The sequence below is a fragment of the Mycobacterium sp. IDUB_9 genome (genome assembly GCF_055419505.1).
In genome coordinates this window covers 491,779-516,160 of sequence record NZ_JBVAXU010000002.1, presented here as the reverse complement: position 1 = coordinate 516,160, position 24,382 = coordinate 491,779, and the positions used below count along the sequence as shown (strand labels likewise).

Below are 24,382 nucleotides of genomic sequence, written 5' to 3'. Positions count from 1 at the left end.
ACGATTCCTCTGGGCTGGGGATCGGCTGTGAGAGGACGGGCAATGGCATCGGCGTCAACGTCAGCATCAACCAGGTACATCGGCTACGTCGGTGGTGTCGCGGTGGCGGCCGGAGTCGGGGCGGCGCTCGCCGTGGCCGGCCAGGGCACTGCTCACGCTGATTCGACGGACGGTGCGTCCAAAGAGTCGACCAACAGCAGCGCATCGCAGCACGTCAACGCCGGACCCAAGGGCGGTCAGAGCAAGGCCGGTGGCGTCAAACGGACCAAGCCGCTGTCGCAGGTCAAAGACAGCGTCAAGGACAGCATCGACAAGCAGGCCGACAAGATCGAGAAGGCGACCGCACGCGTCACCAAGACCGTTCAGGACGCCACGCCCGCCAAGCCGGTGGCCGTCACGCCCAAACCGAAGCCCAGCGCCGAGGAGTTCGAGGCCGGGCAGGTCGCCAAGCTCAAGGACCTGTTCTCCCCCAAGCAGGCGGCGGCTCCCAAGCCGGCGCCCGTGGAGGCCGACCAGTCGGACACCGAGACCGTCGTGCAACCGGTGAGCAGGGCGCTCGTCACCCCGAAGGCCGGCGCCGTACAGACCCAGGCCGACACCTCAGACGATGTCCAGGCATGGAATCCCAACCCGTTCCGGGCCGACGATCCGGAGCCCACGGACATCCCCGAGCCGATCATGAATCTCCGGGACGCGTTGATGAACACCGCCCTTCCCGACGAACTCGACCCGTTCATCCGGGAAGCCACCGAGCAGATCTACCGGGGCAGTCAGATCGTGCCGTGGGTGAACGCCGTGATTCCGATCAGCAAGATCCTGCCGAGTCTGACGCCCGCCCTCGGCGATGACGCCGCGGCCCGCGATGCACGGCAGACGATCATCAACGAGCTGATCAAGACCACCCCGCCGGGATCGGCGGTGTACTACGGCTACGACATTGCCGTCGACCTGCTCAACATCGAAGACCAAGGCGCCGATCTCAAGGTCCAGGCCGTCGCAACGGTATGGGATCTGCTGGATCCGTTCCAGTTGGCGCACAACACCGGCAATTCCGGCATCGGCGGTTCTGCCGGCTAGCGCTGCGTCGTCCGGGTAGCGGGCCTACTCCACGAGCGACGGTGTGTCGTGCCGGAGTGTCTCGCCCCGGAAGAACGCCGGGTTGACCGACCGCCAGACGAACATGAGCACGGCGCCCAGCAGCAGGATGCCGAAGCCCATGAAGAACACCAACCCGATACCGCCGATCGCAGCACCGCTGCCGTTCTCCGGGTTCATGCTCTCCCTGATCGCGATCACGAACACGAGAGCCAGCATGATTCCGCCGAGCAGGGGGAACAGGAACTTGAACACGATGTTGTGGGCGCTGGTGAACAACTCCCGACGGAAATACCAGACACACGCGAATGCCGTGATGCCGTAGTACCAGCAGATCATGATGCCAAGGGCGGCAATGGTATCCAGCAAGGCGCTCTCGGACAGCAGATTCACCACGGTGTAGAACACGCCGGTGACCACGCCTGCGGTGATGGTCGCGAAACCGGGCACGAGATAGCGCGGGCTGACATCGGCGAAACGCGGCGGGAAGGCCTTGTAGGCACCCATCGCCAGCATCGCCCGCGCGGCAGGCAGGAAGGTGGTCTGCAGGCTGGCCACCGACGAGGCCAGGATCGCCAGGAACAGCAACGGGCCCGCCCAGTTGCCCAGCACCGGATCGGCCAGCGCGGCGAATACGTTGTCCTCGTGCTCCGGATTACCGAGCCCCAGGCCCTCTTCCCCGATGCCGGCATACATCATCACCGCGACGGCAACCAGCAGATACGTGGCCAGGATCGAGAGCACGCACAGCAGTCCGGCCCGGCCCGGCACCTTCGTCGGGTCCTTGGACTCCTCCCCCAGCGTCAGGCAGGTGTCCCAGCCCCAGAAGGCGAAGATCGATCCAGTGAGGCCGACGGCGAACACACCGAAGGTCAGTCCGGTGAACGGATCGAACCAGTCCAGGTCCAATGACAGCCCGGCCGGTGCATCACCGCGGCCCACATGGATGAACGCCATCACCGCGAAGGCGAGCAGCACCACCATCTGGAAGCCGACCATGACGTACTGGACCCGCTCACTGGTCGTGATACCGCGGCTGGCGATGGCGGTGGCAATGGCCAGGAACACCAGCGTCGTGACGATGTTGATGGCCTTGTTGTCGGTGAGATCGGCGATCGGGGGATGGTTGGTGATCCTGGCGATGAACAGATAGAAGAACTCCACCGCGATGGCGGCGAGGTTGGACAGCACGATAATCGAGGCCATCACCATGCCCCATCCGCACATCCAGCCGACATACGGGCCAAATGACTTGGTGGACCACGTGAACGACGCCCCGCAATCGGGCGCACGCGAGTTCAGTTCGCGATAGGCGTAGGCGGTCAGGAACATCGGGATGAACCCGGCGATGAAGATCGCCGGCATCTTCAGGCCGACGGCGGCGACGATCAAACCGATGCTCGCGGTCAGCGTGTACCCGGGCGCGACGCACGAGATCCCAAGGATCGCACCCGAGAACGTGCCGACCTTGCCCGCGGCGAGCCCCTTGGACACCAACCCGCTGGACTGCTCGGCCGCCTCCAGCTTTTGATGCGACACGGATTCCGATGCGGACTCGGTCATGAGTGGTCCTCGCCGTCTTTCAGTTCATCCCGGGGCACAACCACCATCGGCACGTCCAACACCCGCAACATCTTGGCCGCCGTGGAACCGAGGAAGATCCGCCGCGGCGCACTGAGCCGGCTGGATCCGACCATGATGATGTCGCCGTCGTCCCAACCCAACTGTTCGACGGCGGCCTCGACGCTGGAACCGGTCACGATCGTGGAGGTCACCGGAAAGTCCGCCGGCAGTTCATTTCTGGCGGTCTCCAACGCCCGCTCGGCATGGGATTGCGCATGCGCCCGCACCGCCTCGCTGTCGCCCCGCAGCGAACCGAAGGTCGGATCGAGGGCGACCAGCGACACCAGACGCAACGGTATGCCCGCGGCCCGACTGGCGCGTACCGCGGTGGCGAGCAATAGATCCGATCCCTGGCGTTGACCGATGGCGCAGGTGATTTCGTGTACCCGCTGGACCCTGGAAAAGCGGGTTCCGCGCGGCGCCACCGCGACCGGTACCGGCGATGAGTGCAACAGCTCGTTGACCACGGACCCCAGTGAGTAGCTGCCGACCAGCCCTCCGCCCGCGCCCCCGACCACGATGGCGTTCGCCTGCAGCCGTAGCGCTTCGCGGATCAAGCCGTCGGTGAACGATTCGTCGAAGCTCAGATGCGTATGTGCCACAACGTCGTCGGGCACCGAGGCCAGCGCGTCGTCCAACCAGCCCTGCGCCTGTTCGGCCAGCACCTCTTCGTAGCCGCCGCCTTTGGGGACCGTGCCCGGCGGCGCGGTGTCGGGCGGTAGCACGATGCAGATGTCGACCTCGGCGTCCAGGGTTCGGGCGAACCGAACCGCCAAGGCCAACGCATCGGCGCCACCGGGAGTGGCCAGATATCCAACGACCAGGTTTACCTGTGTCACCTGCCACCGCCCATCCCGCACCGCGCCGTGCGCCCGTAGTGGTCCGATCCTGTCAATCCACCACGCGGTATGCAGCGCTTCTACGAAATTGCCGGATCGGCTGGATCAGTCGCCATACTCGGCTGCCCCGTCGTCGAGCACGACCCTGGCGTCGGCACCGTCGGGCCCCGCGGCCTCGGTGCGGAACACCGCCCGTCCCGGTTCGGTACGCCAGACCGACGTGGTCAGCGTCTCCCCCGGGAATACCGGCGAGCTGAAACGCGCCGCCACCGCGTGAACCTTCGTGGCGTCACCGCCACCGAGTGCGGCGACCAGCGCCCGCCCGGCCACGCCATAGGTGCACAGCCCGTGCAGGATCGGCTTCGGGAAGCCTGCGAGATTCTGCGCGAACCACGGATCGCTGTGCAGCGGATTGCGGTCCCCGGAGAGCCGGTAGATCAGCGCCTGGTCCTCGCGCGTCGGCAACACCACCTGGGCGTCGGGTTCGCGGTCCGGAATCTGGGGCGCCTCGGGACGCTGCCCGGGGCGGCCGCCGAATCCGCCTTCACCCCGAATCACCACGGTGGTAAGGGTTTCCGCGACAACCTCGCCGTCGGCCGGATCGGTGCCGATGCCCTTGAGCATGACCACCGCGTTCTTGCCCTCACCCTTGTCCTGGATGTCGACTACCTCGGAGACGACGCTCAACTTTCCGGCCGGGGGCAGCGGCCGGTGCAGCCGGATCTCCTGGGAGCCGTGCAGCAGCATGCTGAAGTTGAACGTGCCGATCTTGAGTGCCGCCGGGAAGGCCGAACAGGCAATCACCGCATAGGTGGGCAGCACCTGCTGTTCGATCTCGTGGCTGTTCTCGGTGGTGAACGCGAGGTCGTCTGTTCCCGCGCCGACGCCGATCGCGTACAGCAAGGTGTCGCGGTCGGTCCAGTCGAACGTAATCGGATCGGTCGTCTCGCCAATGGCATCCGGATTGAGTGGCATGCGTGCCGACGATAGTTGAGTCGACCGCCCTTGTTGACGTTTGCCCGTTCTCGGGCCACGATGGCTCGCATGCGTTATGTCGTTACCGGCGGTACCGGGTTTATCGGCCGCCGAGTGATCACCCGGATTCTGTCCCGCGAACCCGCCGCCGAGGTGTGGGTGCTGGTGCGTCGTGAGTCTCTGACACGGTTCGAGCAGCTGGCCCAGAACTGGGACGAGCGAGTGAAACCACTGGTCGGCGACCTGACCGCGGCAGATCTCGGACTGTCCGACACCGATATCGCCGAGCTCGGGGACGTCGCGCACGTGGTGCACTGTGCGGCCATCTACGACATGACCGTCGGCGAATCCGAGCAGCGGGCCGCCAACGTCGACGGCACCCGCGCGGTGATCGAGCTGGCCCGGCGACTCGACGCCACGTTGCACCATGTGTCCTCGATCGCGGTGGCCGGAAACCATCGGGGCGTGTTCACCGAGGACGATTTCGACGTCGCCCAGGACCTGCCCACGCCGTATCACCAGACCAAGTTCGAGGCCGAACTGCTGGTGCGCTCGACACCCGCCCTGCGCTACCGGGTGTACCGCCCGGCCGTCGTGGTCGGCGATTCGCAGACCGGCGAGATGGACAAGATCGACGGCCCGTACTACTTCTTCGGCGTACTGGCACGCCTCGCCGCACTTCCCAGGTTCACGCCGATGATGCTGCCCGACTCGGGCCGGACCAACGTCGTGCCGGTGGACTACGTAGCTGACGCGATGGTCGCGCTGATGCACGCCGAGGACAAGGATTGTGAGACGTTCCACCTCACCGCGCCGAAGACCATCGGGCTGCGCGACATCTACCGCGGGGTGGCGGGCGAGGCCGGGCTGCCCCCGCTGCGCGGCTCACTGCCCCGGGCCACCGCTGCACCGGTGTTGCGCGCGCGGGGACGGGTGAAGGCGGTGCGCAACATCGTCGCCACCCAGTTGGGCATCCCCGGCGAGGTACTCGACGTGGTCGAGTTGCGGCCGACCTTCACTGCCGAGAAGGCCATCGCCGCGTTGCGCGGTACCGGCATCGCGGTGCCCGAATTCAGCACGTACGCACCGAAACTGTGGCGGTACTGGGCTGAGCACCTCGATCCCGACCGGGCTCGGCGCGACGATCCGGCCGGCCCTCTGGTCGGCAAGCACGTCATCATCACCGGTGCCTCCAGCGGCATCGGTCGGGCTTCGGCCATCGCGGTGGCCGATCGGGGGGCTTGCGTCTTCGCGCTGGCCCGCAACGGTGAGGCGCTCGACGATCTCATCGCCGAAATCCGTTCTGGCGGCGGGCAGGCCTACGCGTTCACCTGTGACGTCACCGATTCGGCGTCCGTCGAGCACACCGTCAAGGACATCCTCGGCCGCTTCGGCCACGTCGACTATCTGGTGAACAACGCGGGCCGGTCCATCCGCCGGTCGGTGGTGAACTCGACGGACCGCCTGCACGATTACGAACGCGTGATGGCGGTCAACTACTTCGGCTCGGTACGCATGGTGCTGGCGCTGCTGCCGCACTGGCGCGAGCGCCGGTTCGGCCACGTGGTCAACGTGTCCAGTGCGGGCGTGCAGGCCAACAGCCCGAAGTACAGCGCCTATCTCCCGTCCAAGGCCGCGCTCGACGCCTTCTCCGAGGTGGTCGGCACCGAGACCCTGTCGGATCACATCACCTTCACCAATATCCATATGCCGCTGGTGAAGACGCCGATGATCGCACCGTCACGCAAGCTGAACCCCGTGCCGCCGATCTCCGCCGAGCATGCCGCGGCCATGGTGGTGCGCGGCCTGGTGGAGAAACCGGCCCGGATCGACACGCCGCTCGGTACCGTCGCCGATTTCGGCAACTACCTGACCCCGAAGCTGTCTCGCCGCGTCCTGCATCAGCTGTATCTCGGCTATCCGGACTCGGCCGCTGCGCGTGGTCTGGACGACGCTGAGGGCACGGTGAGCGCGCCCCGTCGGCCGAAGCGGCCGGCCCGCAGCGGCCGCACCCTGCGGGTCCCCCGTGCAGTGGCCCGCCCGGTCAAGCGTGCGGTGCGGTTGGTGCCCGGCGTGCACTGGTAGACCTTCAGCGACTTCCGGGGCCGCCGTGGCTATCCAACAACGTTGTCCCACACAATCATTGCCATATCCGCGGTCGCTTCCATGTCGGCGCGGGAAGCGCCGTCCCTGGCCTGGATGGACAATCCGTAGAGCACCGTGATCATGAACGAGGCAAGCCGCTGCGCGTCGAGGTCCTCGGGCAGCTCGCCGTCTGCCATGCCCGCCCGGATCCGGCCGAGCAGACGCGCACGGTCCTCTTCGCGGCAGGCCTTGAGCAGGTCGCGCATCACCGCGGTTTCGCTCGAGTAGGCGATGCCGGCGAGCACGATGAGGCAGCCCGGCGGCGTTGCGGGATCGGCATAGTCGCGCACGTTGTCCCGCAGCATGGCCTCGACGGCATCCCGAACCGGACCCGGGCGCTGCAGTGCGATCGTGGTCGGTGAGCGGTCAGGCGCGTTGTAGTACGCGACCGCTTCGCGGAACAGATCCTCCTTGGAGCCGAACGTGGCGTACAGGCTCGGGGCATTGAGGCCCATCGCCGTGGTCAGGTCACTGACCCGAGCGCCTTCGTAGCCGCGCTCCCAGAACACGTCCAACGCCGCCTGCAGCGCGGTGTCCCGATCGAACGCACGAGGCCGGCCGCGACGGCCTACGGGTTGACGGGGCATGGGATCAGTCTATATTTGTAGTGTTCATTACAAAATTGATTGGAGCTCGGCATGCCGTTGACATCCAAAACCGCACTGGTGACCGGGGGCAGCCGCGGGATCGGCGCCGCGATCGCGCGACGACTGGCCGCCGAGGGCGCCGACGTGGCCTTCACCTACCGGTCGTCGCCCGAGCGAGCGGCCGAAGTGGTCGAGGCGATCACCGGATCCGGCGCGAAAGCCCTTGCCCTACAGCTCGACACCGCCGCTCCCGACGCTGCGCAGCGAGCCGTCGATGCGGTAATCGAGGCGTTCGGCCGGCTGGACATCCTGGTGAACAACGCCGGCGTCTTCCCCAACGGTCCACTGGACCAGGTGAGCACCACCGATATCGATCAAGCCATCAATCTGCACATCCGCGCGCCGTTCCTGTTCAGTCAGGCCGCCGCGGCGGTCATGGGCGAGGGCGGCCGCATCATCACGATCGGCAGCAATCTGGCAGACCGCACCCCATTTCCCGGCGTGACGCTGTATTCGACGACCAAGGCGGCCGTCGGTGCGCTCGCCCGAGGGCTGGCCCGCGATCTCGGACCACGGGGAATCACCGCCAATGTGGTGCAGCCGGGCAACACCGACACCGAGATGAATCCGGCTGACAGTCCCGAAGCCATCGCCGACCTCCCCAACATTCCGCTGGGACGCTTCGCACACGCCGACGAAATCGCCGCCGCCGTCGCCTATCTCGCCGGTCCGGATGCCCAGTACGTCAACGGCACCACCCTGACCGTCGACGGCGGCTACAACGCCTGACACGGAGGCAACCATGTCGTGGGTATTGCTGGTCTTTGCGGGGCTGCTGGAGATCGTCTGGGCGCTGGCGATCAAACAGTCCGAAGGCTTCACCAGGCTGTGGCCGAGCGTGGTGTGCGTGGTCGCCGCGGTTGTCAGCTTCGCGATCCTGGCGCTGGTGGTCAAACACCTGCCGGTGGGCACGGCGTACGCGGTGTGGGCCGGCATCGGGGCGGTCGGAGTCACCATTGCGGGCGTGGTGTGGTTCAGCGATGCGCTGACACCGTTGCGGATGATGTTCATCGCGCTGATCGTGGTGGGCCTGGTCGGCCTGCGCTTTGTTGAGCAGTGAGCCCGCCCGCCTTAAGGTTGGCGACGTGACGTCGCCGCTACCCGTATTCGCCGATGTCGATACCGGTGTCGACGATGCCATGGCGCTGGCGTATCTGTTCGCCAGCCCCGAGGCCGAGTTGGTCGGTATCGCCTCGACTGCGGGAAATGTTCCGGTGCAACAGGTCTGCACCAACAACCTGGGCCTGCTGGAGCTGTGTGGGGCGACCGGGATCCCGGTCTCCAAGGGGGCCGAGCAGCCGCTGAGTGCACCGCTGCGCACCGCCGAGGACACCCACGGGCCACAGGGCCTTGGATACGCTCAGTTACCGGACAGCGACCGACTGCTCACCGCCCACGACGCCGCCGAGGCCTGGATCCGCGCCGCACATGCGCACCCGGGTGAATTGATCGGGCTGGCCACCGGACCCCTGACCAACCTGGCGTTGGCCATGCGCGCCGAACCCACTCTGCCCAAGCTGCTGCGCCGCCTGGTGATCATGGGTGGGGTGTTCGACTACCGGGGCAACACCACACCGGTGTCGGAGTGGAACATCAGCGTCGACCCCGAGTCTGCCGCCGAGGTATTCGGTGGCTGGAACGCCGCCTGGGGTCTCGACAATGCCACCCATGTGCCAATCGTGCTGGGCCTCAACCTCACCGAGAACATCGCGATGACGCCTGCACTGCTGAACCGATTGGCGGCCGCGGCCGGGTCACCGTCGGCAGCGATGAGCGTGCTCGACGAGCGGGGCACCCGGTCGACGGCGGGCAACCCGTTGATCCGCGTCCTGGAGGACGCCATGCGGTTCTACTTCGAGTTCCACTTCGACACCGGCGACGGGTACCTGGCGCATCTGCACGATCCGTTGGCTGCCGCAGTGGCCCTGGACCCGGAGTTGGCTAGCTACCGGGAAACCACGGTCGACGTCGAACTGAGCGGCACGTTGACCCGCGGCATGACGGTGGCCGACTGGCGCGGGCACTGGGGCCGCCCGCCCAATGCGCTCATCGGCACCGACGTCGACCCGACGGTGTTCTTCGACCGGTTCATCGATCGGGTGGGATATTACGCGAAGCGGCTTATGTAGCGAGCCGCTCAACGGTGGGACAGCGCTACCCGACGCCCCTGTTCGGCGCCATCGGTGAGGGTGCCGGCACCGGGCGACTGGGAGTCGGAATGGAGACATCTGGAGCGTCGATGACCTGAGGCGTTTCCACGACATCTTCGCGTGTGCAACAGCCAGGATCGATATCGGGCGCATCACAGTAGGGAACGGTTCCTCCCATACCCTTCGTGTCTCCACCAGCCATGTAGCAACACTGCGCGACGAGATCGTCGTATTCGACACCCGGATTCCCTGCGGCCACGCAGGAGTTGTAGGCATCCTCGTTCAGGGTTTCCGGTCTGGCTTCGGCGATTGCGGTTGACCACAAGGTGATCCCGGCAAGGAGCACGGCTGCGGCCAGGTAACAGCTGGAGCGGGTGAGAACGGTGGCGCTGGTGTCCGGGGTTGTCGAGGTCATTTCTGGTCCTTGGTGGTCGAGTGATCTGGGCGTCCGACCGTCCTGACCGCTGTGGGTGGCATGCAATCGTGTCCGTGGTTCGCTGCGTTGACCCGAACCCACAGCAAGATTAGTGATTACGGGGGAGAATGTCTTTTGCTCGTTTCACTGACTGAAACGAGCATCATCAGCCCCGGCGCGGGAGGGGGCGGCAATGGTTGGCAAGATCGACGACGACCACACCATGGTCGGACGTGTCCTTGCCGTCATCGAGGCGGTGGCTGAGTTCGGGCCCAACACCACACTCGGGCAGCTGGCCACGATCACCGGTCTCCCGAAGGCAACCGCGCTGCGCATCGCGAATACCCTCGTGCGACGCGGGCTGCTGGGGCGCACTGTGTACGGCTATATGCTCGGGCCGGAACTGAGTCGTTTCGGCGAGACAGCTTCGTTGCACCAGGATTTCGACCGTTACCTGCCGGTGCTCGAGGAGCTGCACGCCGCTCACGGCGGTGTGGTTTGGCTGACCGCCGGACACGAATTGGTCAATGTGCAACCCATTATCGTGGTGTGCGACAACGGGTTATCCGTAGCGCAGGTAGGGGGGCCCGCCCCAGGAAGTGCGGCGATGCTACTCAACACCGCTGGGGGTCATCTGGTGTTGGCGCACCGGCCGCACCTGCTGGAAAGCATGGTCCGCAACGGGATGGCGCCCTCCACATCCAATTCCATACGCGACGTGACACAGCTCTACGCAAGCGTGCATCGAGCCCGGCAGGATGGAGTCGCCGTGGAATCCGAGCAGAGCAGTCCCGGATGGAGTTGCGCGGCGGCGCTGCTACCGAGCACGACCGACAAATGCGCCCTCATCGGCATCACCATCCCAGCCGGTCGAGCCAACACCCGCGAAAAACTCCGCTCCCTGCTTCGCGCGTTCGACGCGATCGTGGCAGATGCCGGACCCCTCAACGAATCCCGCACACTCGGCGGCAGGCATTAGCTATTCATAGGCGCCCTCCAGATACCACCGGCGCTGCCGATAACACAGCAGCAAAGCTAGATCTTCCCCGCCGCCCCTCTCGTCACGCCCCAGCAGCACCTGGACCCGTGCCGTGCGTCCAGCTCCTCGGTTCTCCGGATCCCACCACCGCTCGTCGACCGGCCACGGCCCCGCCCACCAGCGCAGCCTGCCGTCACGGCGGCCGGCACCGGCCAGCTGCGCCGGATCAGCCGAGAACAACCCACGGCTGGTGACCCGAACCGGATTTCCCTGTACGTCAAGCAATTCCACGGGTTCATCGAGCAGCACGGTCGGTGAGGGTTCGGGCAACTGGCCGGGCCACGGCTGCCGCGGATCGGCTCGCGGTACCGGCTCGTCTCCCAAAGGTGTGAGGGTGATGCGTTCGGCAGGCCCGCGCCCGCCGCTGAGCACCGGAACCTGCACCGCTTCCGGGCCGAGCAGCCCCTGAACGCGCAGCAGCGCCCGCCGGGCCCGCAGCCGATCCTCCTCCCCCAGCCCGCCCCACAACGGCAATTGCAGCGCCGCCGACGACACCACCTCCACCGGGCGCAGGCGCAGCACCGTGACCGGGCCGGTGGGCCGCTCGGAAGTGCGACGGTTCAGCCAGCCGTCCAGCTGCCAACGCACCCGGTCCGCGGTGGCATCCTCGGTCAGCGGTTCGGCACACCGCCAGACCCGTTCCAGTTCTTCGCCATTGGCGGTGACAGCGTGAATGGCCAACCGGGTGCAGCCCACCCCCGCCGCCTCCAGATGACGATGCAGATCGCCGGCCAGGGACCGGCCTGCGAACGCTGCGGCGTCCACCCTTTCGATCGGCGGGTCGCAGTTCATCACCGCATCGAGTTCGGTGGCCGGATCCCGTCCGGAAGGACCCCGGTCCGGCTCGCCACAGGCAAACCGGTGCGCCGCCACCGCGTCAGCTCCGAACCGGGAGGCGACATCGGTGCGGGACAACTCGGCGAACTGCCCGAGGGTTCGGATACCCATCCGCCACAACAGGTCTGCCAGGTCCTCGCGGCCCGGGGCGGCCAGGGCCGGTTCCGTGGACAACTGCCGGATCGACAGCCCCGACAGAAACTGCGCGTCGTTCCCGGGTTCGACGATGCACCCCGCCCGGGCAGCGAAGACCGCGGTGGAAAGTTGATCGGCGATACCGACCTGGCATTCGGCCCCGGCCGAGGCGACGGCGTCGATCAATCGTTCAGCCGCAACCGGTTCGGACCCGAAGTACCGCGCCGCGCCGCGCACCGAGAGCACCAGCAGTCCCGGACGCAGCACCTCGGCGCGCGGCACCAGATCGTCGACGGCAAGCGTCACGTTCTCGAAATGGCGGGCGTCCCTGGCCGGGTCGGCGGTGACGACATGTAGTTGCGGACACCGGGCCTGCGCCTCGCGCCGGCGCAGGCCGCGCCGGACCCCGGCCGCACGTGCCGACGCCGAGCAGGCGATCACCCGGTTGGCCAGGGTGACCGCGACCGGCACCGTCGAGGTCAGCCCTGCCGCCGTCGCCGCGGCCACTGCCGGCCAGTCCATACACCAGAGGGCCAGCACCCTGGAATCCGCGGGCATGAACTATCCGCCTGCCGCACAAGCCGATCCGATGCCACGCCCCCGGCCACGCATGGCCAGCCGGACCCGGCTGATCCGCCCGCGCCCGGGCGTCGGGATGTCCTGTCCGGCGCCGGCCACCTCATAACCGCACACCCGGGCCTCCAGCCGAGCTGATGCTCCCTGCCAGTCACCGTCGGTGACCAGCAGGGTGCAGCCTTTCTGCCGGGCCCGCGCCACCATCACCCGGGCCCGGCTCGGCGGCACCGAACGCCCACCCAGCCCGAGCACCACCAGATCCATCCCGTCCATCAGCACCGAGGCCACCTCGACGGGATCGGCACCCGGGTCGGGGACCACCGCGAGCCGGCTCAGATCGGCGCCCATCTCCACCGCGGCCAACAGGCCGGCATCGGGCTGGCCGATGATCACCGCGTGCCCACCCGCGGCCGTGACCGCAGCCACCATGCCCAACGACAGCGACCGGGCACCGGCAGCCACCGCGACGGACCCGCGCGGCAGCATCGTCGGCAGACTCTCGGGCAACGTCTCAGCCAGCGTTTCAGGGGGCTTCAGCAAAGATTCTGCAGCCGGGACCGCAGCGCCGGCCCGAGGCACGCCACGATGCGCCGGACCAACCTTCCCCGACACCGAGGCAATCTTGCGGCGGAGGTGTTCCACCTGCTCAGAGCGGGTAAGTAGGCGCAAATCAAGTTCTGCCGCAACAGTCACAACAACACCTCCCGCACCATCCATATCCGGCCATTTTCGAATATATGTTCGATAACTCGAGTAAACACCCACCCCCCGACAGCGTCAAGCTGCGGGCGGCGGCCATCGACCCAGGGGGCAGGACCGGCCGAAATGGTTCTGCGGCCATGCGGACCTTCAGTTAGAGTTCCCCTCACCAGAACCCGCTTCGGGATGGGACTGGCCACGACTTTGCGTTGCAGGTAGTGGGAATCACCGCGATTCGCCGAAGGCCAAGTTCTGTAACAGTCACGGGGGACAGTGAGGACACGCATCATGAAGTCAGGGCAGTTGACTCGTCGGCTCACCGTCATCGCAGGCGGTGCGGCCGTCATCGGGATGATCTCGTTCACCGCGGCGTGCGGTACCGAGGAGCAGAAGGGTCCCGAGACCACCACGCCGACCACTACGACGACGACCACCACCACGCCGGCCACACCTGCCCCACCGCCGACGGTCGAGCCGACCGAGAAATCGATCAACCCCACCGGCGGCAACCTCTTCACGCCCGGCGTGAAGGCACCCCCGGCTCCGACCGCCATCCCCGGCGACAACTAGACGCGGAGCGCAGAAAGTCGGTCGTTCACCCATGGCCGGGATGAACATCACCCCCGGACGGGCGTTACTGGCACTGATCCTGTTCAGCGCCCTGCTGGTCTCTGACCTGCGGACTGCGCCCGCCCCGGGTGGCACAGCGTACGGACCCGCTCACATTACGGGTCCGTACGCTCAACTGCTTTCTGCCTCAACCGATCTCGGCCCCGCCGACAACGGCTCGGCCCAGCTCACCATGACGCTGCACAACGCGACCCGACCAGCCGCACTGCTCGGGTGGGCCGACGAACATTCGTTGTCGGTCCGCTGGCGGCCCGGTGACGCCTGGGCGGTCACCGAGGGCCGATCCGCTGACCTGGCAACTGCTTTCGGGGTGGACATCCACGACTACCGGGGCCGGCGCGGCCAGGAGTTCTACGCCTCACCACAGCAGCCATCGATCCCCCGACGACTGTCCGGGGAGGTCACCGGAATCGGCCGCATCCTGGGATACACACCGCACCGGATGTCGCTGCCGGACCTACGCAACCTGCCGACCGATGTTCCGGACCAGGGGTTGACACCGCAGGGGGTGCGCAACACCTACAACCTCGCCAACCTCGCGCAACAGGGCTTCACCGGCAAGGGCACCACCATCGTGTTCTTCGCGTTCGACGGCTTCGATCAGGCCGACCTGGACACCTTCGCCACCACCTTCGGCCTGCCGACGTTCACACCGGTCGTGGTCGGCGGGCAACCGAGTGCCCCGCACGGCGAGACCACGATGGATCTGCAAGTCGCCCATGCCATCGCCCCGGATGCACAGAAGGTCGTGGTCAATGCCCGGCCGACAGTCCAGGGTGACGGCGCCTACGAGAAGATCGGGAAGATGCTCGAGTCCGCGGACCAGCAGTTTCCCGGTGCAGTGTGGAGCTTCTCGATCGGCTGGGGCTGCGACAAGCTGATCACCGCCGCCGATCTCGCCCCGGTCCGCTCGGCTCTGGCCACCGCACACACCCACGGCACCACCGCATTCGATGCCAGCGGCGACCTGGCGGGCCTGGAATGCAAAGGCGGACAAGACTGGTCGTCTGCACCCGGCGAGGACGACATCGGCCTGGACTCGGTGGCCTCCCTGCCGGAGATGACCGGTGTGGGCGGCACGACCCTGTCCACCGACGCCCACGGCGGCTGGCTGGCCGAGCAGGCCTGGTTCGACGTCCCGCTGTCGCAGGGCACCGGCGGTGGCGTCTCGGCGATCTTCGACCGCCCCGAGTGGCAGCGCGACGTGTCTGCGCCCGGCAATGACAGCGCCGGGCGGCGGCTGACCCCGGATGTGGCCGCCGTGGCCGACCCCTTCACCGGCGTGAAAATCGTTCTGAACAACCAGGTTCTGGTCGGGGGCGGCACATCGCAGTCCGCACCGCTGTGGGCCGGGATGGCCGCAGTGATGAATCAGTACCTGATCGCCAACGGCGGCCGGGCGCTCGGCGACCTCAACCCGCTGCTGTACAAGATCGCCTCGGGCGCCCCGCTGCCGGCTTTCCGTGACGTCGACCTCGGCGGCAACGCAGTGGCCACCGCTTCACCCGGCTACGACGTAGTGACCGGACTGGGCTCGCCCGACGTGGAGAACCTCGCCAAGAACATCCTTGCCCTGCAGAAGGCACACCGATGACCGACGCACCCGACGACACCGACGTGCCCACCACCGAGTGCCGAGTCTGCAAGGTCGATGTGCCCGACGGGAAATACTGCGGGTTGTGCGGGGTACCGATCGACAAGGAGCGAGGTGACGGCCCGGAGTGGTTGCGCCTCAGCGCATCCTGCGTGGCCCCCGATGAACACCTGCTGCGACCGTCGATCGCCAGCTCCCTGTTCCCCCACCTGTCGCACCAGTCCCGCACCCCGTTCCGCATCGCGATGCTGGTCCTGTTGGCCGGGTTGGTGGCCTGTGCACTGCTGAAGTTGCCCGCGGCCCTGATCGCGGTTGCCGCGCTCGGGCTCCCGCTGCTGTTCGGCATCTATCTCTATGAGTCCGACGCCTTCCGCGACCTGCACCGCGTCAACCTCGTGCTGACCGTGGTGCTCGGAATTGCACTGGGGGTGGGATGGGTGCTTCTCACCGGCCACGCCATGGCCAGGTCCTACGGCGTCCCACTCGGTAGCGGGGTGACCACGTTCCGGATCATGCGCAACGGGTTGGGAATTCCGCTGGGCGGTGCCGTCCTGATGCTGCTACCTGCCGTTGTGGTGCGGGTGACCCACCGGTCGAGCCGGGAATCGTTGGACGGCTTCATGATCGGCGCCCTGGGCGCCACAGCCTTCACCGCGGCGGCCACCCTGACGCGGCTGGCACCACAGCTCACCACCGGCATGGTGGCGCGGGACCGCCCGATCTCCGGCCTTGTCGTCGAAGCCGGAATCCGTGGGGTAGCCATGCCTTTGACCGCCGCATCCATCGGCGGCCTGATCGGCGCGGCATTGTGGTTCACCCGCCCCGCCACCAAGGTCGACAAACACGTCGGTTATGTCCGGCTCGTGATGTTCTCCAGCGCATTTTCGGTGCTGATCGTCTACTGCGCGCTGGGTCTGATCGATGTGGCGCGGGTTCCCCAATGGATCCAGTTGGCGGTGCACCTCGCGGTTTCCGCGATGGCGCTGCTAGCAGTGCGGGTGGGTCTGCATCTGGCGCTGCTGCACGAGGCGCAGGACGAGATCGCCTCCGATCAACCCATCCTCTGCGCCCGATGCGGCCACATCGTGCCCGATATGTCGTTCTGTCCGCACTGCGGTGCGGCCACCCACGCATCGTCGCGCACGTCCAGAGAAGTGCGACGCGAGCACCGGCCGGTGCGTGACCCGGGATCCGATGCCGGGTGAGCACGTTCTTTCCCGGATACGCGGTACCGATTTCCACTGGCAGAACCCGAGCCATCCGCGGGACCTCGGCGCTGAAAGTGCTGGCGATCCTGGGCACCGGAATCGCTCTGGTTGCCGGCGTGCTGGCCTGGGTCTCACATGCGACGAGCACGCCGCCGGCCCGCTACATGTGCCCACCGGACTGCGGGCGGCCCCCGACCGGGCAGGCGGTGGCCATCAATCCGGTATTCACCGCCCCAGACGGGAGCTTCTCGGTTTCCTACCCGGTGACCTCCTCGGCCTACAAGGTCACCACCAACCCCACCGGTGTCACCGCGGAGTTCCAGGCCGGTGACGGTGGCATGCTGCAATTGTTCAGCGAGCCGGCAAGCGGACGTAGTGCCGAGGACATCGCCAATTCCCTGGTCGACAGGACATTTCCGGATACCAAGACCGCCTACGACATTCCCAACGCCATGGTCGGCTACCACCCCGGTTTCGGCCTGGTCGCCGACTGCTGGCCACAGGGCGCCACAAGTAACTACATGCGAATGCGGGTGCTGGTGTTGGTGGCGGTGAAGAACGACCTCGCGCTCATCGCATCGGCCGTAGGACCGTACCGAGAATTCGGCCCCGGTTCGGGCGCCAGTAAGCCCTCGGGCGCCAACCTGCAGCTGGCACTGGACATGGGGAAGTATGTCAACAGTTTCCGGTGGCGCGGAGATCCCGACCGCTAACTCGCCCCGGTCGGAAAACACAATTGACGCCCGCGCCGGAGCGCACTGGGCTAGAGTTTGCTAGCAGACCCGCTCCAGGGCTGCATCTGCATCGTCCGCGGGGACCAGTGAGGACTAATCATGAGGTCACGTCGATCAACTCGTCGCCTCGCAGCTGCCGCTGCCTCCGCCGCAATCATCGGGATGATCGGGCTCAGTGCTTGCGGTACCGGCGAGAAGGCACCCGAGACCACCACGCCGTCCACCACGACAACGACGACCACGACTCCGTCGGCCCCGCCCCCAGTGCAGCCCACTGAGAAGCAGGTCTCCCCCGGGGGCGCCAACAGTTTCACGCCCACTCACGTAGAAGTGCCGGCGCCACCCACCGGGCGTCACGGGTTCGGCAGCCCTCATAGGCAGTAACGCCGGAACCGGCTCTGACAACCCAGCGCTCACCGTCGAATGCCGGGTATGCGAGGTATGCCGAACCGAGGTACCGGCGGGCACATTCTGCGGAGCGTGCGGCGCCCATCTGGACCCACAGGGCCACGGAGCCGCGTGGTTACGGCCACGTGCGTACTGCGCCGGCCGCGAGCACCTGCTGCGGCCGTCGGTGGTCAGCTCGCTGTTCCCCGCGCTACCACACGATTCGCGCACGCCGTACCGACTCGGGATAGCAGCGCTGGCGGTCGCGGTAATCGCCTGCACATTGCTACGGGTACCTGCCGCGATGATCGCGTTGGCTGCATTCGGCCTACCGCTTCTGTTCGTCACCTATCTCCGTGAAACGACTGTCTTCCAAAACCTTCCATCACGAACGCTGCTGCTGACCGCCGTCCTGGGCGCCGGATTGGGCGCCGCCTGGGCGCTGCTGACCGGAACCGCGGTTGCACGCGAGTACGACATGCCGATGGGCGTCGACGTGCCGCAGTTCCGAGTCATGCGCGACGGTCTCGCCGTCCCGCTCGGTGCCATCTTGTTGATGCTCGTCCCCGTGGTGGCGATCCGCCTGTTCGGGCCGCGCACCCGAGAAACGTTGGACGGCTTTGTGATCGGCGCCCTCGGCGCACTCGCTTTCAGCGCCGCAGCCACATTGAGCCGATTGGCACCGCAGTTCGACGACGGGCTGGTGGACCACGACCGCCCTTTGGACGGGCTGCTGGTCCAGGCCGGCATCCAGGCAGTGGCGGTGCCGTTGACCGCAGCGGCCGCCGGCGCTCTCGTCGGCGTGGTCCTGTGGTTCACGGCCGCAGACAACACTGGGCGCCCGAAACATGTGCGCGCTGCCTTGTTGCTGACGGCGGCAGCCGTCCCGGCCTGCTATGCGATCCTCGGTCTGATCGACGTCGCACCGGCGCCTGAGATCTCGGTGCTGGCAGTGCATTTCATCGGGACGGCGTTGGCCGTCCTGGCGTTGCGAGTCGGCTTGCAGCTCGCCTTGCTGTACGAGGTACACGGCACCATCCACGCCGACCGATCGCTGCAGTGCCGGCAGTGCGATCACACCGTTGGAGATATGGCGTTCTGTTCGGAGTGCGGCGCGGCGATCCGCGCATTGCAACGGACGGCACACCACCTGGGCCGCCCATTGCTGGGGGCATGGGGTACCGGCGTCGCGCTGTTGACGGCCGCCCTGGTCGTGGTGGCCGCCGTGGTCAGCAGCCCACCGGCACGCTATCGATGCCCACCGGACTGCGGCCGTCCGCCGACCACAGATCCGGTGACGACGAATCCCCGCTTCACCGCCCCGGACGGCGCGTTCTCGGTGTCCTACCCCTCGCCCGGCGCGGCGTACCGGATCACCACCGCCGACAACGGTGTGACAGCGGACTTTCTCGCCGGCGACGGCGGGACGATGCAACTGATCGGCAAACCCGCACACGGGCGGACGCCGGAAGAGATCGCCAAGGCCCTGGTCGAGGACACCTACCCCGACACCGAGGTGGACTACGAGATTCCGAACGCCATGGTCGGGTATCAGCCCGGCTACGGCGTGGTCGTCGACAGCTGGCCGCAGAACGCCACCGGTGACTACATGCGGATGCGGGTCGTCATTCTAGCTGCGGTCAAGAACGATCTGGCACTGGTCGCCATCGCGACAGGCCCGTACCACGAATACGGTCCTGACTTCGGCTCAGGGAAGCCCTCGGGGGCCAACCTCGATCTCGCACTGGATATGGGCAAGTACGTCAACAGTTTTCGTTGGCGGGGCGACCCGGCGCGTTGATCACTCCCACTCAATGGTGCCCGGCGGCTTGCTGGTGACATCCAGCACCACCCGGTTGACCTCTGGCACCTCGTTGGTGATCCGGGTCGAAATCCGTTCCAGCACTTCGTAAGGCACCCGGGTCCAGTCCGCGGTCATGGCGTCTTCACTGGACACCGGCCGCAGCACGATGGGGTGCCCGTAGGTGCGTCCGTCGCCCTGCACACCGACCGAACGCACGTCGGCCAGCAGCACCACCGGGCACTGCCAGATCTGATGATCCAGACCGGCTGCGGTGAGTTCCTCGCGGGCGATCGCATCGGCACGACGCAGGGTGTCCAACCGGTCGGCAGTCACCTCGCCCACGATGCGGATGCCCAGCCCCGGACCCGGGAACGGTTGGCGCCCAACAATTTCCTCGGGCAGGCCCAGCTCCCGGCCCACCGCGCGCACCTCGTCCTTGAACAGCAGCCGCAACGGCTCGACGAGCTTGAACTTCAGGTCGTCAGGCAGCCCGCCGACGTTGTGATGGCTCTTGATGTTGGCCGTGCCGGTACCACCACCGGATTCGACGACGTCGGGATACAGCGTGCCCTGCACCAGGAATTCGATCTCACCCTCACTGTCGCCCAGGGTGTCGCGAACCACGCGCTCGAACGCCCGGATGAACTCGCGGCCGATGATCTTGCGCTTGCCCTCGGGGTTGGTCACCCCGGACAGTGCCTCAAGGAAACGATCGGCGACGTCGAGGGTCACCAGTTTGGCACCGGTCGCGGCGACGAAGTCACGCTCGACCTGCGCCCGCTCCCCCGCCCGCAACAGACCGTGGTCGACGAACACACACGTCAGCCGGTCCCCGATGGCGCGTTGCACCAGCGCGGCCGCCACCGCGGAGTCGACGCCACCGGACAACGCGCAGATGGCCTGGCCGTCGCCGATCTGGGCGCGAACCGCCTCGATCAGCTGCTCGGCGATGTTGGCGGCGGTCCATGTCGCACCGATCCCCGCGAACTCGTGCAGGAACCGGCTCAACACCTGCTGGCCGTGGGGGGAATGCAAAACCTCGGGGTGGTACTGCACGCCGGCCAGGCGGCGGGCCCGGTTCTCGAAACCGGCGACCGGGGCGCCAGAGCTGGAGGCGATCACGTCGAAACCGTCGGGCGCAGCGGTGACCGCGTCGCCGTGGCTCATCCACACGGGCTGAGTGCCCGGGAGGTCGACATGCAGATCGCCGCCGGCGACGTGCAGTTCGGTGCGCCCGTACTCGCTGGTCCCGGTGTGCTCGACGGTGCCGCCGAGCGCCTGGGCCATGGCCTGGAAGCCGTAGCAGATGCCGAACACCGGCACGTCGAGATCGAACAGCGCAGGGTCCAGCCGCGGGGCGCCCTCGGCGTAGACGCTGGCCGGGCCGCCCGACAGCACGATGGCCTGCGGATCCTTGGCCTTGATCTCCTCGACCGTGGCGGTGTGCGGGATGACCTCGGAGAACACCCGCGCCTCGCGGACCCGGCGAGCGATCAGCTGTGCGTACTGAGCGCCGAAGTCGACGACGAGGACAGGACGGGGAGATGGTGATGCCACCGCAACAGTCTAGAGGCCAGGTCAGCGCGTGCTCGATGCGCCGGAAATCTGGGGTACGCGGCCGCTGACCGATCAGTGCGTGTTTAAGCGGACCGCCCGCGCGGTGATTACGCATGATGGAGAAGACGTCGGCGAAAGCGAGGTGCCCAGTGCTGGGCTTGCCCGAGCAGATCACGGCCTGCCTGTTCGACCTCGACGGCGTGCTCACCGATACCGCGAGCGTGCACAAGAAGGCCTGGAAGGCCATGTTCGACGACTATCTGCGCAAGCGTGCCGAACGCACCGGGCACGAGTTCGTCGCGTTCGACATCGACGCGGACTACCTGAACTACGTCGACGGCAAGCGCCGCGAGGACGGCGTGCGGTCGTTTCTGACCAGCCGCGGCATCGAACTGCCCGAGGGCACGCCGGACGACGACGCCGAGGCCGACACCGTCGCGGGCCTCGGCAACCGTAAGAACGCGATGTTCCACAAGACCCTGCGATCCGATGGAGTCGACGTGTTCGAGGGGTCACGGCGCTATCTCCAGGCCGTGACCGACGCGGGCCTGCGCCGGGCCGTGGTGTCGTCCAGCGCCAACACCGAGGAGGTACTCAAGATCACCGGGCTCGACAAGTACATCGAACAACGGGTGGACGGGGTGACCATGCGGGAGGAGAACCTGCCGGGCAAGCCGGCGCCGGACAGCTTCCTGCGCGCTGCCGAACTGCTGGGCGTCTCCCCCGCGCAGGCCGCGGTGTTCGAGGACGCCTTGGCCGGGGTCGCAGCGGGCCGGGCGGGAAAGTTCGGCTTCGTGGTCGGCGTGGACCGCGTGGGACAGGCCGAGCAACTGCACCGCGACGGCGCCGACATCGTGGTCACCGACCTGGCGGAGTTGATCTAGCGCCATGATGATCACCCACGACGCGTACCCGGTGGAACCGTGGCAGGTTCGGGAAACCCGCCTGGACCTCAACCTCCTCGCGCAATCTGAATCGCTGTTCTCGCTGTCCAACGGCCACATCGGCCTGCGCGGCAATCTCGACGAGGGCGAGCCGTACGGCCTGCCGGGCACGTACCTGGCCGGGTTCTTCGAGGTGCGTCCACTGCCTTACGCCGAAGCCGGATTCGGCTACCCCGAGGCCGGGCAGACCGTCGTCAATGTCACCAACGGCAAGCTGCTGCGGCTCCTGGTCGACGACGAGCCCTTCGACGTCCGTTACGGCGACCTGATCGATCATGAGCGCACCTTGGACATGCGCGCCGGCACCCTGACCCGCCGCGCCCATTGGCGTTCCCCGGCGGGAAAACAGGTCAAGGTGGTCTCCACCCGCCTGGTGTCGTTCGCCCACCGCGGCGTCGCCGCCATCGAGTACAGCGTCGAGGCGATCGACGAATTCGTCCGGGTGACAGTGCAATCCGAACTTGTCACCAATGAGGATCAACCCGAGACATCCGACGATCCACGGGTGTCGGCCGTACTGAAGCATCCGCTTCGCGCTGTACATCACGAAAACACCGACAGCGGTGCGCTTCTGGTGCATCGCACCGTCGGCAGTGGACTGATGATGGCGGCCGCGATGGACCACGACGTCGAGGTGCCCGGACGAGTCGAGGTCAGCACGGATGCCCGCGACGACCTGGCCCGGACCACCGTCATCTGTGGGCTGCGGCCCGGCCAGAAACTGCGCATCGTCAAATATCTCGGCTACGGATGGTCCAGCCTGCGCTCGCGTCCCGCGTTGCGCGATCAGGCCGCCGGCGCCATCACCGGCGCCCGGTACAGCGGGTGGCAGGGCCTGCTGGATTCTCAACGCGCCTACCTCGACGAGTTCTGGGACTGTGCGGACGTCGAAGTCGAGGGCGACCCGGACTGTCAGCAGGCGGTGCGATTCGGGCTGTTCCACGTGCTGCAGGCCAGTGCCCGTGCCGAGCGGCGCGCCATCGCGGGCAAGGGACTGACCGGGACCGGCTATGACGGCCATGCGTTCTGGGACACCGAAGGCTTCGTGCTCCCGGTGCTCACCTACACCAAACCGCAGGCCGCCGCCGACGCGCTGCGGTGGCGGGCCTCCACGCTGGACCTGGCACGTGAGCGTGCACAACAGCTTGACCTCAAGGGCGCCAGCTTCCCGTGGCGCACCATCCGGGGCGAGGAGTGCTCGGCGTATTGGCCGGCGGGCACCGCTGCGTGGCACATCAACGCCGACATCGCCGCCGCGTTCGAGCGCTATCGCGTTGTCACCGGCGATGATTCGCTCGAGCAGGAATGCGGCCTCGCGGTTCTCGTGGACACCGCCCGGCTGTGGATGTCATTGGGTCACCACGACCGCCACGGGATCTGGCATCTGGACGGCGTGACCGGACCGGACGAATACACCGCGGTGGTGCGCGACAACGTCTTCACCAATCTGATGGCCGCGCACAACCTGCGGGTGGCGGTGGCGGCGTGCACCCGCCACCCGGATGCGTCCTACTCGATGGGTGTCACCACCGAGGAGACCGCCGCCTGGCGCGACGCGGCCGACGCCGCCCACATTCCCTACGACGAGGAGTTGGGTGTGCACCCGCAGTGTCAGGGCTTCACCACCCTGGCTGAATGGGATTTCTCCGCCAACACCGCCTACCCGCTGCTGCTACACGAGCCCTATGTGCGGCTCTACCCGGCCCAGGTGCTCAAGCAGGCCGATCTGGTGCTGGCGATGCAGTGGCAGAGCCACGCGTTCACCCCGGAACAGCGGGCCCGCAACGTCGACTACTACGAGCGGCGCACGACCCGGGACTCGTCGCTGTCCGCCTGCACCCAGGCGGTCATGTGTGCCGATGTAGGCCATCTCGAGCTGGCCCACGACTACGCCTACGAAGCCGCGCTGATCGATCTGCGTGACCTGCACCAGAACACCCGCGATGGCCTGCACATGGCGTCGCTGGCCGGCGCATGGACGGCGTTGGTGGCCGGATTCGGCGGGCTGCGCGACGACGAGGGCGTTCTCTCACTCGACCCGCGTCTGCCCGACGGCATCTCTTGCCTGCGATTCCGGTTGCGGTGGCGAGGTTTTCGGGTGACTGTCGAGGCGACCCACGACAACGTCACCTACACGCTGCGCGACGGACCAGACGGGACGCTGACCATCCGTCACGCCGGCGACGACGTGGCGCTCAAGACCGCCGGGCCGACCACCGTCGCCGTCGTTCCGCGGCCTCCGCTGCTGCCGCCTCCGCCTCAGCCGCCCGGCCGGGAGCCGATACGTCGTCGCGCCGGTCTCTCCGAGCGGTAGGGACCCGTCGCGGCCGGCGGGGTTTGAAGTACCGA

General features: G+C 67.1%; 21 protein-coding genes. 13 read left to right on the top strand and 8 right to left on the bottom strand.

Annotated features, from left to right (window positions below; all coding sequences use genetic code 11):
- Positions 1–42 precede the first annotated feature (42 nt).
- Positions 43–1,077, top strand: a complete 1,035-nt coding sequence (locus ACZY08_RS11050; protein ID WP_463744813.1) for a hypothetical protein — start codon at positions 43–45, stop codon at positions 1,075–1,077.
- Between the two features lie 24 nt (positions 1,078–1,101).
- Here the strand turns inward: ACZY08_RS11050 and ACZY08_RS11045 are convergent, their stop codons facing one another.
- The 3 genes from ACZY08_RS11045 to ACZY08_RS11035 all read right to left on the bottom strand — a co-directional run bounded on the left by ACZY08_RS11045 (position 1,102) and on the right by ACZY08_RS11035 (position 4,532).
- The gene (locus tag ACZY08_RS11045; protein WP_463744814.1) at positions 1,102–2,658 is read right to left on the bottom strand and encodes an APC family permease; all 1,557 of its coding nucleotides are present in this window, start codon (positions 2,656–2,658) and stop codon (positions 1,102–1,104) included.
- Positions 2,655–3,557, bottom strand: coding sequence for a universal stress protein (locus tag ACZY08_RS11040; RefSeq protein ID WP_463744815.1), 903 nt, complete (start codon positions 3,555–3,557; stop codon positions 2,655–2,657). The genes ACZY08_RS11045 and ACZY08_RS11040 overlap by 4 nt, the downstream gene beginning before the upstream one ends.
- Before the next feature lie 105 nt (positions 3,558–3,662).
- The gene (locus ACZY08_RS11035) at positions 3,663–4,532 is read right to left on the bottom strand and encodes a MaoC family dehydratase (protein ID WP_463744816.1); all 870 of its coding nucleotides are present in this window, start codon (positions 4,530–4,532) and stop codon (positions 3,663–3,665) included.
- A gap of 69 nt (positions 4,533–4,601) precedes the next feature.
- On the opposite strand from ACZY08_RS11035, the gene ACZY08_RS11030 reads away from it, so the two are divergent.
- On the top strand, positions 4,602–6,617 hold the full coding sequence (locus ACZY08_RS11030) for an SDR family oxidoreductase (RefSeq protein ID WP_463744817.1): 2,016 nt from the start codon (positions 4,602–4,604) through the stop codon (positions 6,615–6,617).
- Positions 6,618–6,646: 29 nt separating this feature from the next.
- Here the strand turns inward: ACZY08_RS11030 and ACZY08_RS11025 are convergent, their stop codons facing one another.
- Complete coding sequence (locus tag ACZY08_RS11025; protein WP_463744818.1) at positions 6,647–7,264, bottom strand: TetR/AcrR family transcriptional regulator; 618 nt, start codon at positions 7,262–7,264, stop codon at positions 6,647–6,649.
- A 51-nt stretch (positions 7,265–7,315) separates the two neighbouring features.
- Here ACZY08_RS11025 and ACZY08_RS11020 point away from each other — a divergent pair, with 51 nt between their 5' ends.
- Genes ACZY08_RS11020 through ACZY08_RS11010 form a run of 3 tightly spaced genes read left to right on the top strand, consistent with a single transcriptional unit; the run spans position 7,316 to position 9,453 of the window.
- Positions 7,316–8,053 carry an SDR family NAD(P)-dependent oxidoreductase gene (locus ACZY08_RS11020; protein WP_463744819.1) on the top strand — a complete coding sequence of 246 codons (738 nt, stop codon included), beginning with the start codon at positions 7,316–7,318 and terminating at the stop codon, positions 8,051–8,053.
- 13 nt (positions 8,054–8,066) lie between these two features.
- Positions 8,067–8,384, top strand: a complete 318-nt coding sequence (locus ACZY08_RS11015) for a DMT family transporter (protein ID WP_463744820.1) — start codon at positions 8,067–8,069, stop codon at positions 8,382–8,384.
- A 25-nt stretch (positions 8,385–8,409) separates the two neighbouring features.
- Positions 8,410–9,453 (top strand): nucleoside hydrolase, encoded by a 1,044-nt coding sequence (locus tag ACZY08_RS11010; protein WP_463744821.1) that lies wholly within the window; start codon positions 8,410–8,412, stop codon positions 9,451–9,453.
- Between the two features lie 25 nt (positions 9,454–9,478).
- On the opposite strand, the gene ACZY08_RS11005 is transcribed toward ACZY08_RS11010, so the two are convergent.
- Entirely contained in the window at positions 9,479–9,889 is a 411-nt protein-coding gene (locus ACZY08_RS11005) for a hypothetical protein (RefSeq protein ID WP_463744822.1), read from the bottom strand.
- A gap of 193 nt (positions 9,890–10,082) precedes the next feature.
- On the opposite strand from ACZY08_RS11005, the gene ACZY08_RS11000 reads away from it, so the two are divergent.
- Positions 10,083–10,868 carry an IclR family transcriptional regulator gene (locus ACZY08_RS11000; protein ID WP_463744823.1) on the top strand — a complete coding sequence of 262 codons (786 nt, stop codon included), beginning with the start codon at positions 10,083–10,085 and terminating at the stop codon, positions 10,866–10,868.
- Here the strand turns inward: ACZY08_RS11000 and ACZY08_RS10995 are convergent, their stop codons facing one another.
- Together ACZY08_RS10995 and ACZY08_RS10990 are read right to left on the bottom strand one after the other, a co-directional pair.
- Positions 10,869–12,458, bottom strand: a complete 1,590-nt coding sequence (locus ACZY08_RS10995; protein WP_463744824.1) for a DNA polymerase Y family protein — start codon at positions 12,456–12,458, stop codon at positions 10,869–10,871. It lies immediately after the preceding gene.
- Positions 12,459–12,461: 3 nt separating this feature from the next.
- Positions 12,462–13,169, bottom strand: a complete 708-nt coding sequence (locus ACZY08_RS10990) for a hypothetical protein (RefSeq protein ID WP_463744825.1) — start codon at positions 13,167–13,169, stop codon at positions 12,462–12,464.
- Positions 13,170–13,463: 294 nt separating this feature from the next.
- Between ACZY08_RS10990 and ACZY08_RS10985 the strand changes: the two genes are divergently transcribed.
- The 5 genes from ACZY08_RS10985 to ACZY08_RS10965 all read left to right on the top strand — a co-directional run bounded on the left by ACZY08_RS10985 (position 13,464) and on the right by ACZY08_RS10965 (position 19,529).
- Complete coding sequence (locus ACZY08_RS10985; RefSeq protein WP_064960820.1) at positions 13,464–13,745, top strand: hypothetical protein; 282 nt, start codon at positions 13,464–13,466, stop codon at positions 13,743–13,745.
- Between the two features lie 40 nt (positions 13,746–13,785).
- Positions 13,786–15,399: a S53 family peptidase gene (locus ACZY08_RS10980; protein ID WP_463745283.1), complete on the top strand. Its 1,614-nt coding sequence runs from the start codon at positions 13,786–13,788 to the stop codon at positions 15,397–15,399.
- On the top strand, positions 15,396–16,604 hold the full coding sequence (locus ACZY08_RS10975; RefSeq protein WP_463744826.1) for a zinc ribbon domain-containing protein: 1,209 nt from the start codon (positions 15,396–15,398) through the stop codon (positions 16,602–16,604). The genes ACZY08_RS10980 and ACZY08_RS10975 overlap by 4 nt, the downstream gene beginning before the upstream one ends.
- Positions 16,601–17,320: a hypothetical protein gene (locus ACZY08_RS10970; RefSeq protein ID WP_463744827.1), complete on the top strand. Its 720-nt coding sequence runs from the start codon at positions 16,601–16,603 to the stop codon at positions 17,318–17,320. The genes ACZY08_RS10975 and ACZY08_RS10970 overlap by 4 nt, the downstream gene beginning before the upstream one ends.
- Before the next feature lie 595 nt (positions 17,321–17,915).
- Positions 17,916–19,529 (top strand): zinc ribbon domain-containing protein, encoded by a 1,614-nt coding sequence (locus ACZY08_RS10965; RefSeq protein WP_463744828.1) that lies wholly within the window; start codon positions 17,916–17,918, stop codon positions 19,527–19,529.
- Here the strand turns inward: ACZY08_RS10965 and guaA are convergent, their stop codons facing one another.
- Positions 19,530–21,089 carry a glutamine-hydrolyzing GMP synthase gene (gene guaA / locus ACZY08_RS10960; protein ID WP_463744829.1) on the bottom strand — a complete coding sequence of 520 codons (1,560 nt, stop codon included), beginning with the start codon at positions 21,087–21,089 and terminating at the stop codon, positions 19,530–19,532.
- A 113-nt stretch (positions 21,090–21,202) separates the two neighbouring features.
- Between guaA and ACZY08_RS10955 the strand changes: the two genes are divergently transcribed.
- Positions 21,203–21,973, top strand: a complete 771-nt coding sequence (locus tag ACZY08_RS10955) for a beta-phosphoglucomutase family hydrolase (protein WP_463744830.1) — start codon at positions 21,203–21,205, stop codon at positions 21,971–21,973.
- Positions 21,974–21,980: 7 nt separating this feature from the next.
- Positions 21,981–24,347, top strand: coding sequence for a glycoside hydrolase family 65 protein (locus ACZY08_RS10950; protein ID WP_463745284.1), 2,367 nt, complete (start codon positions 21,981–21,983; stop codon positions 24,345–24,347).
- The last annotated feature ends 35 nt before the right edge of the window (positions 24,348–24,382 follow it).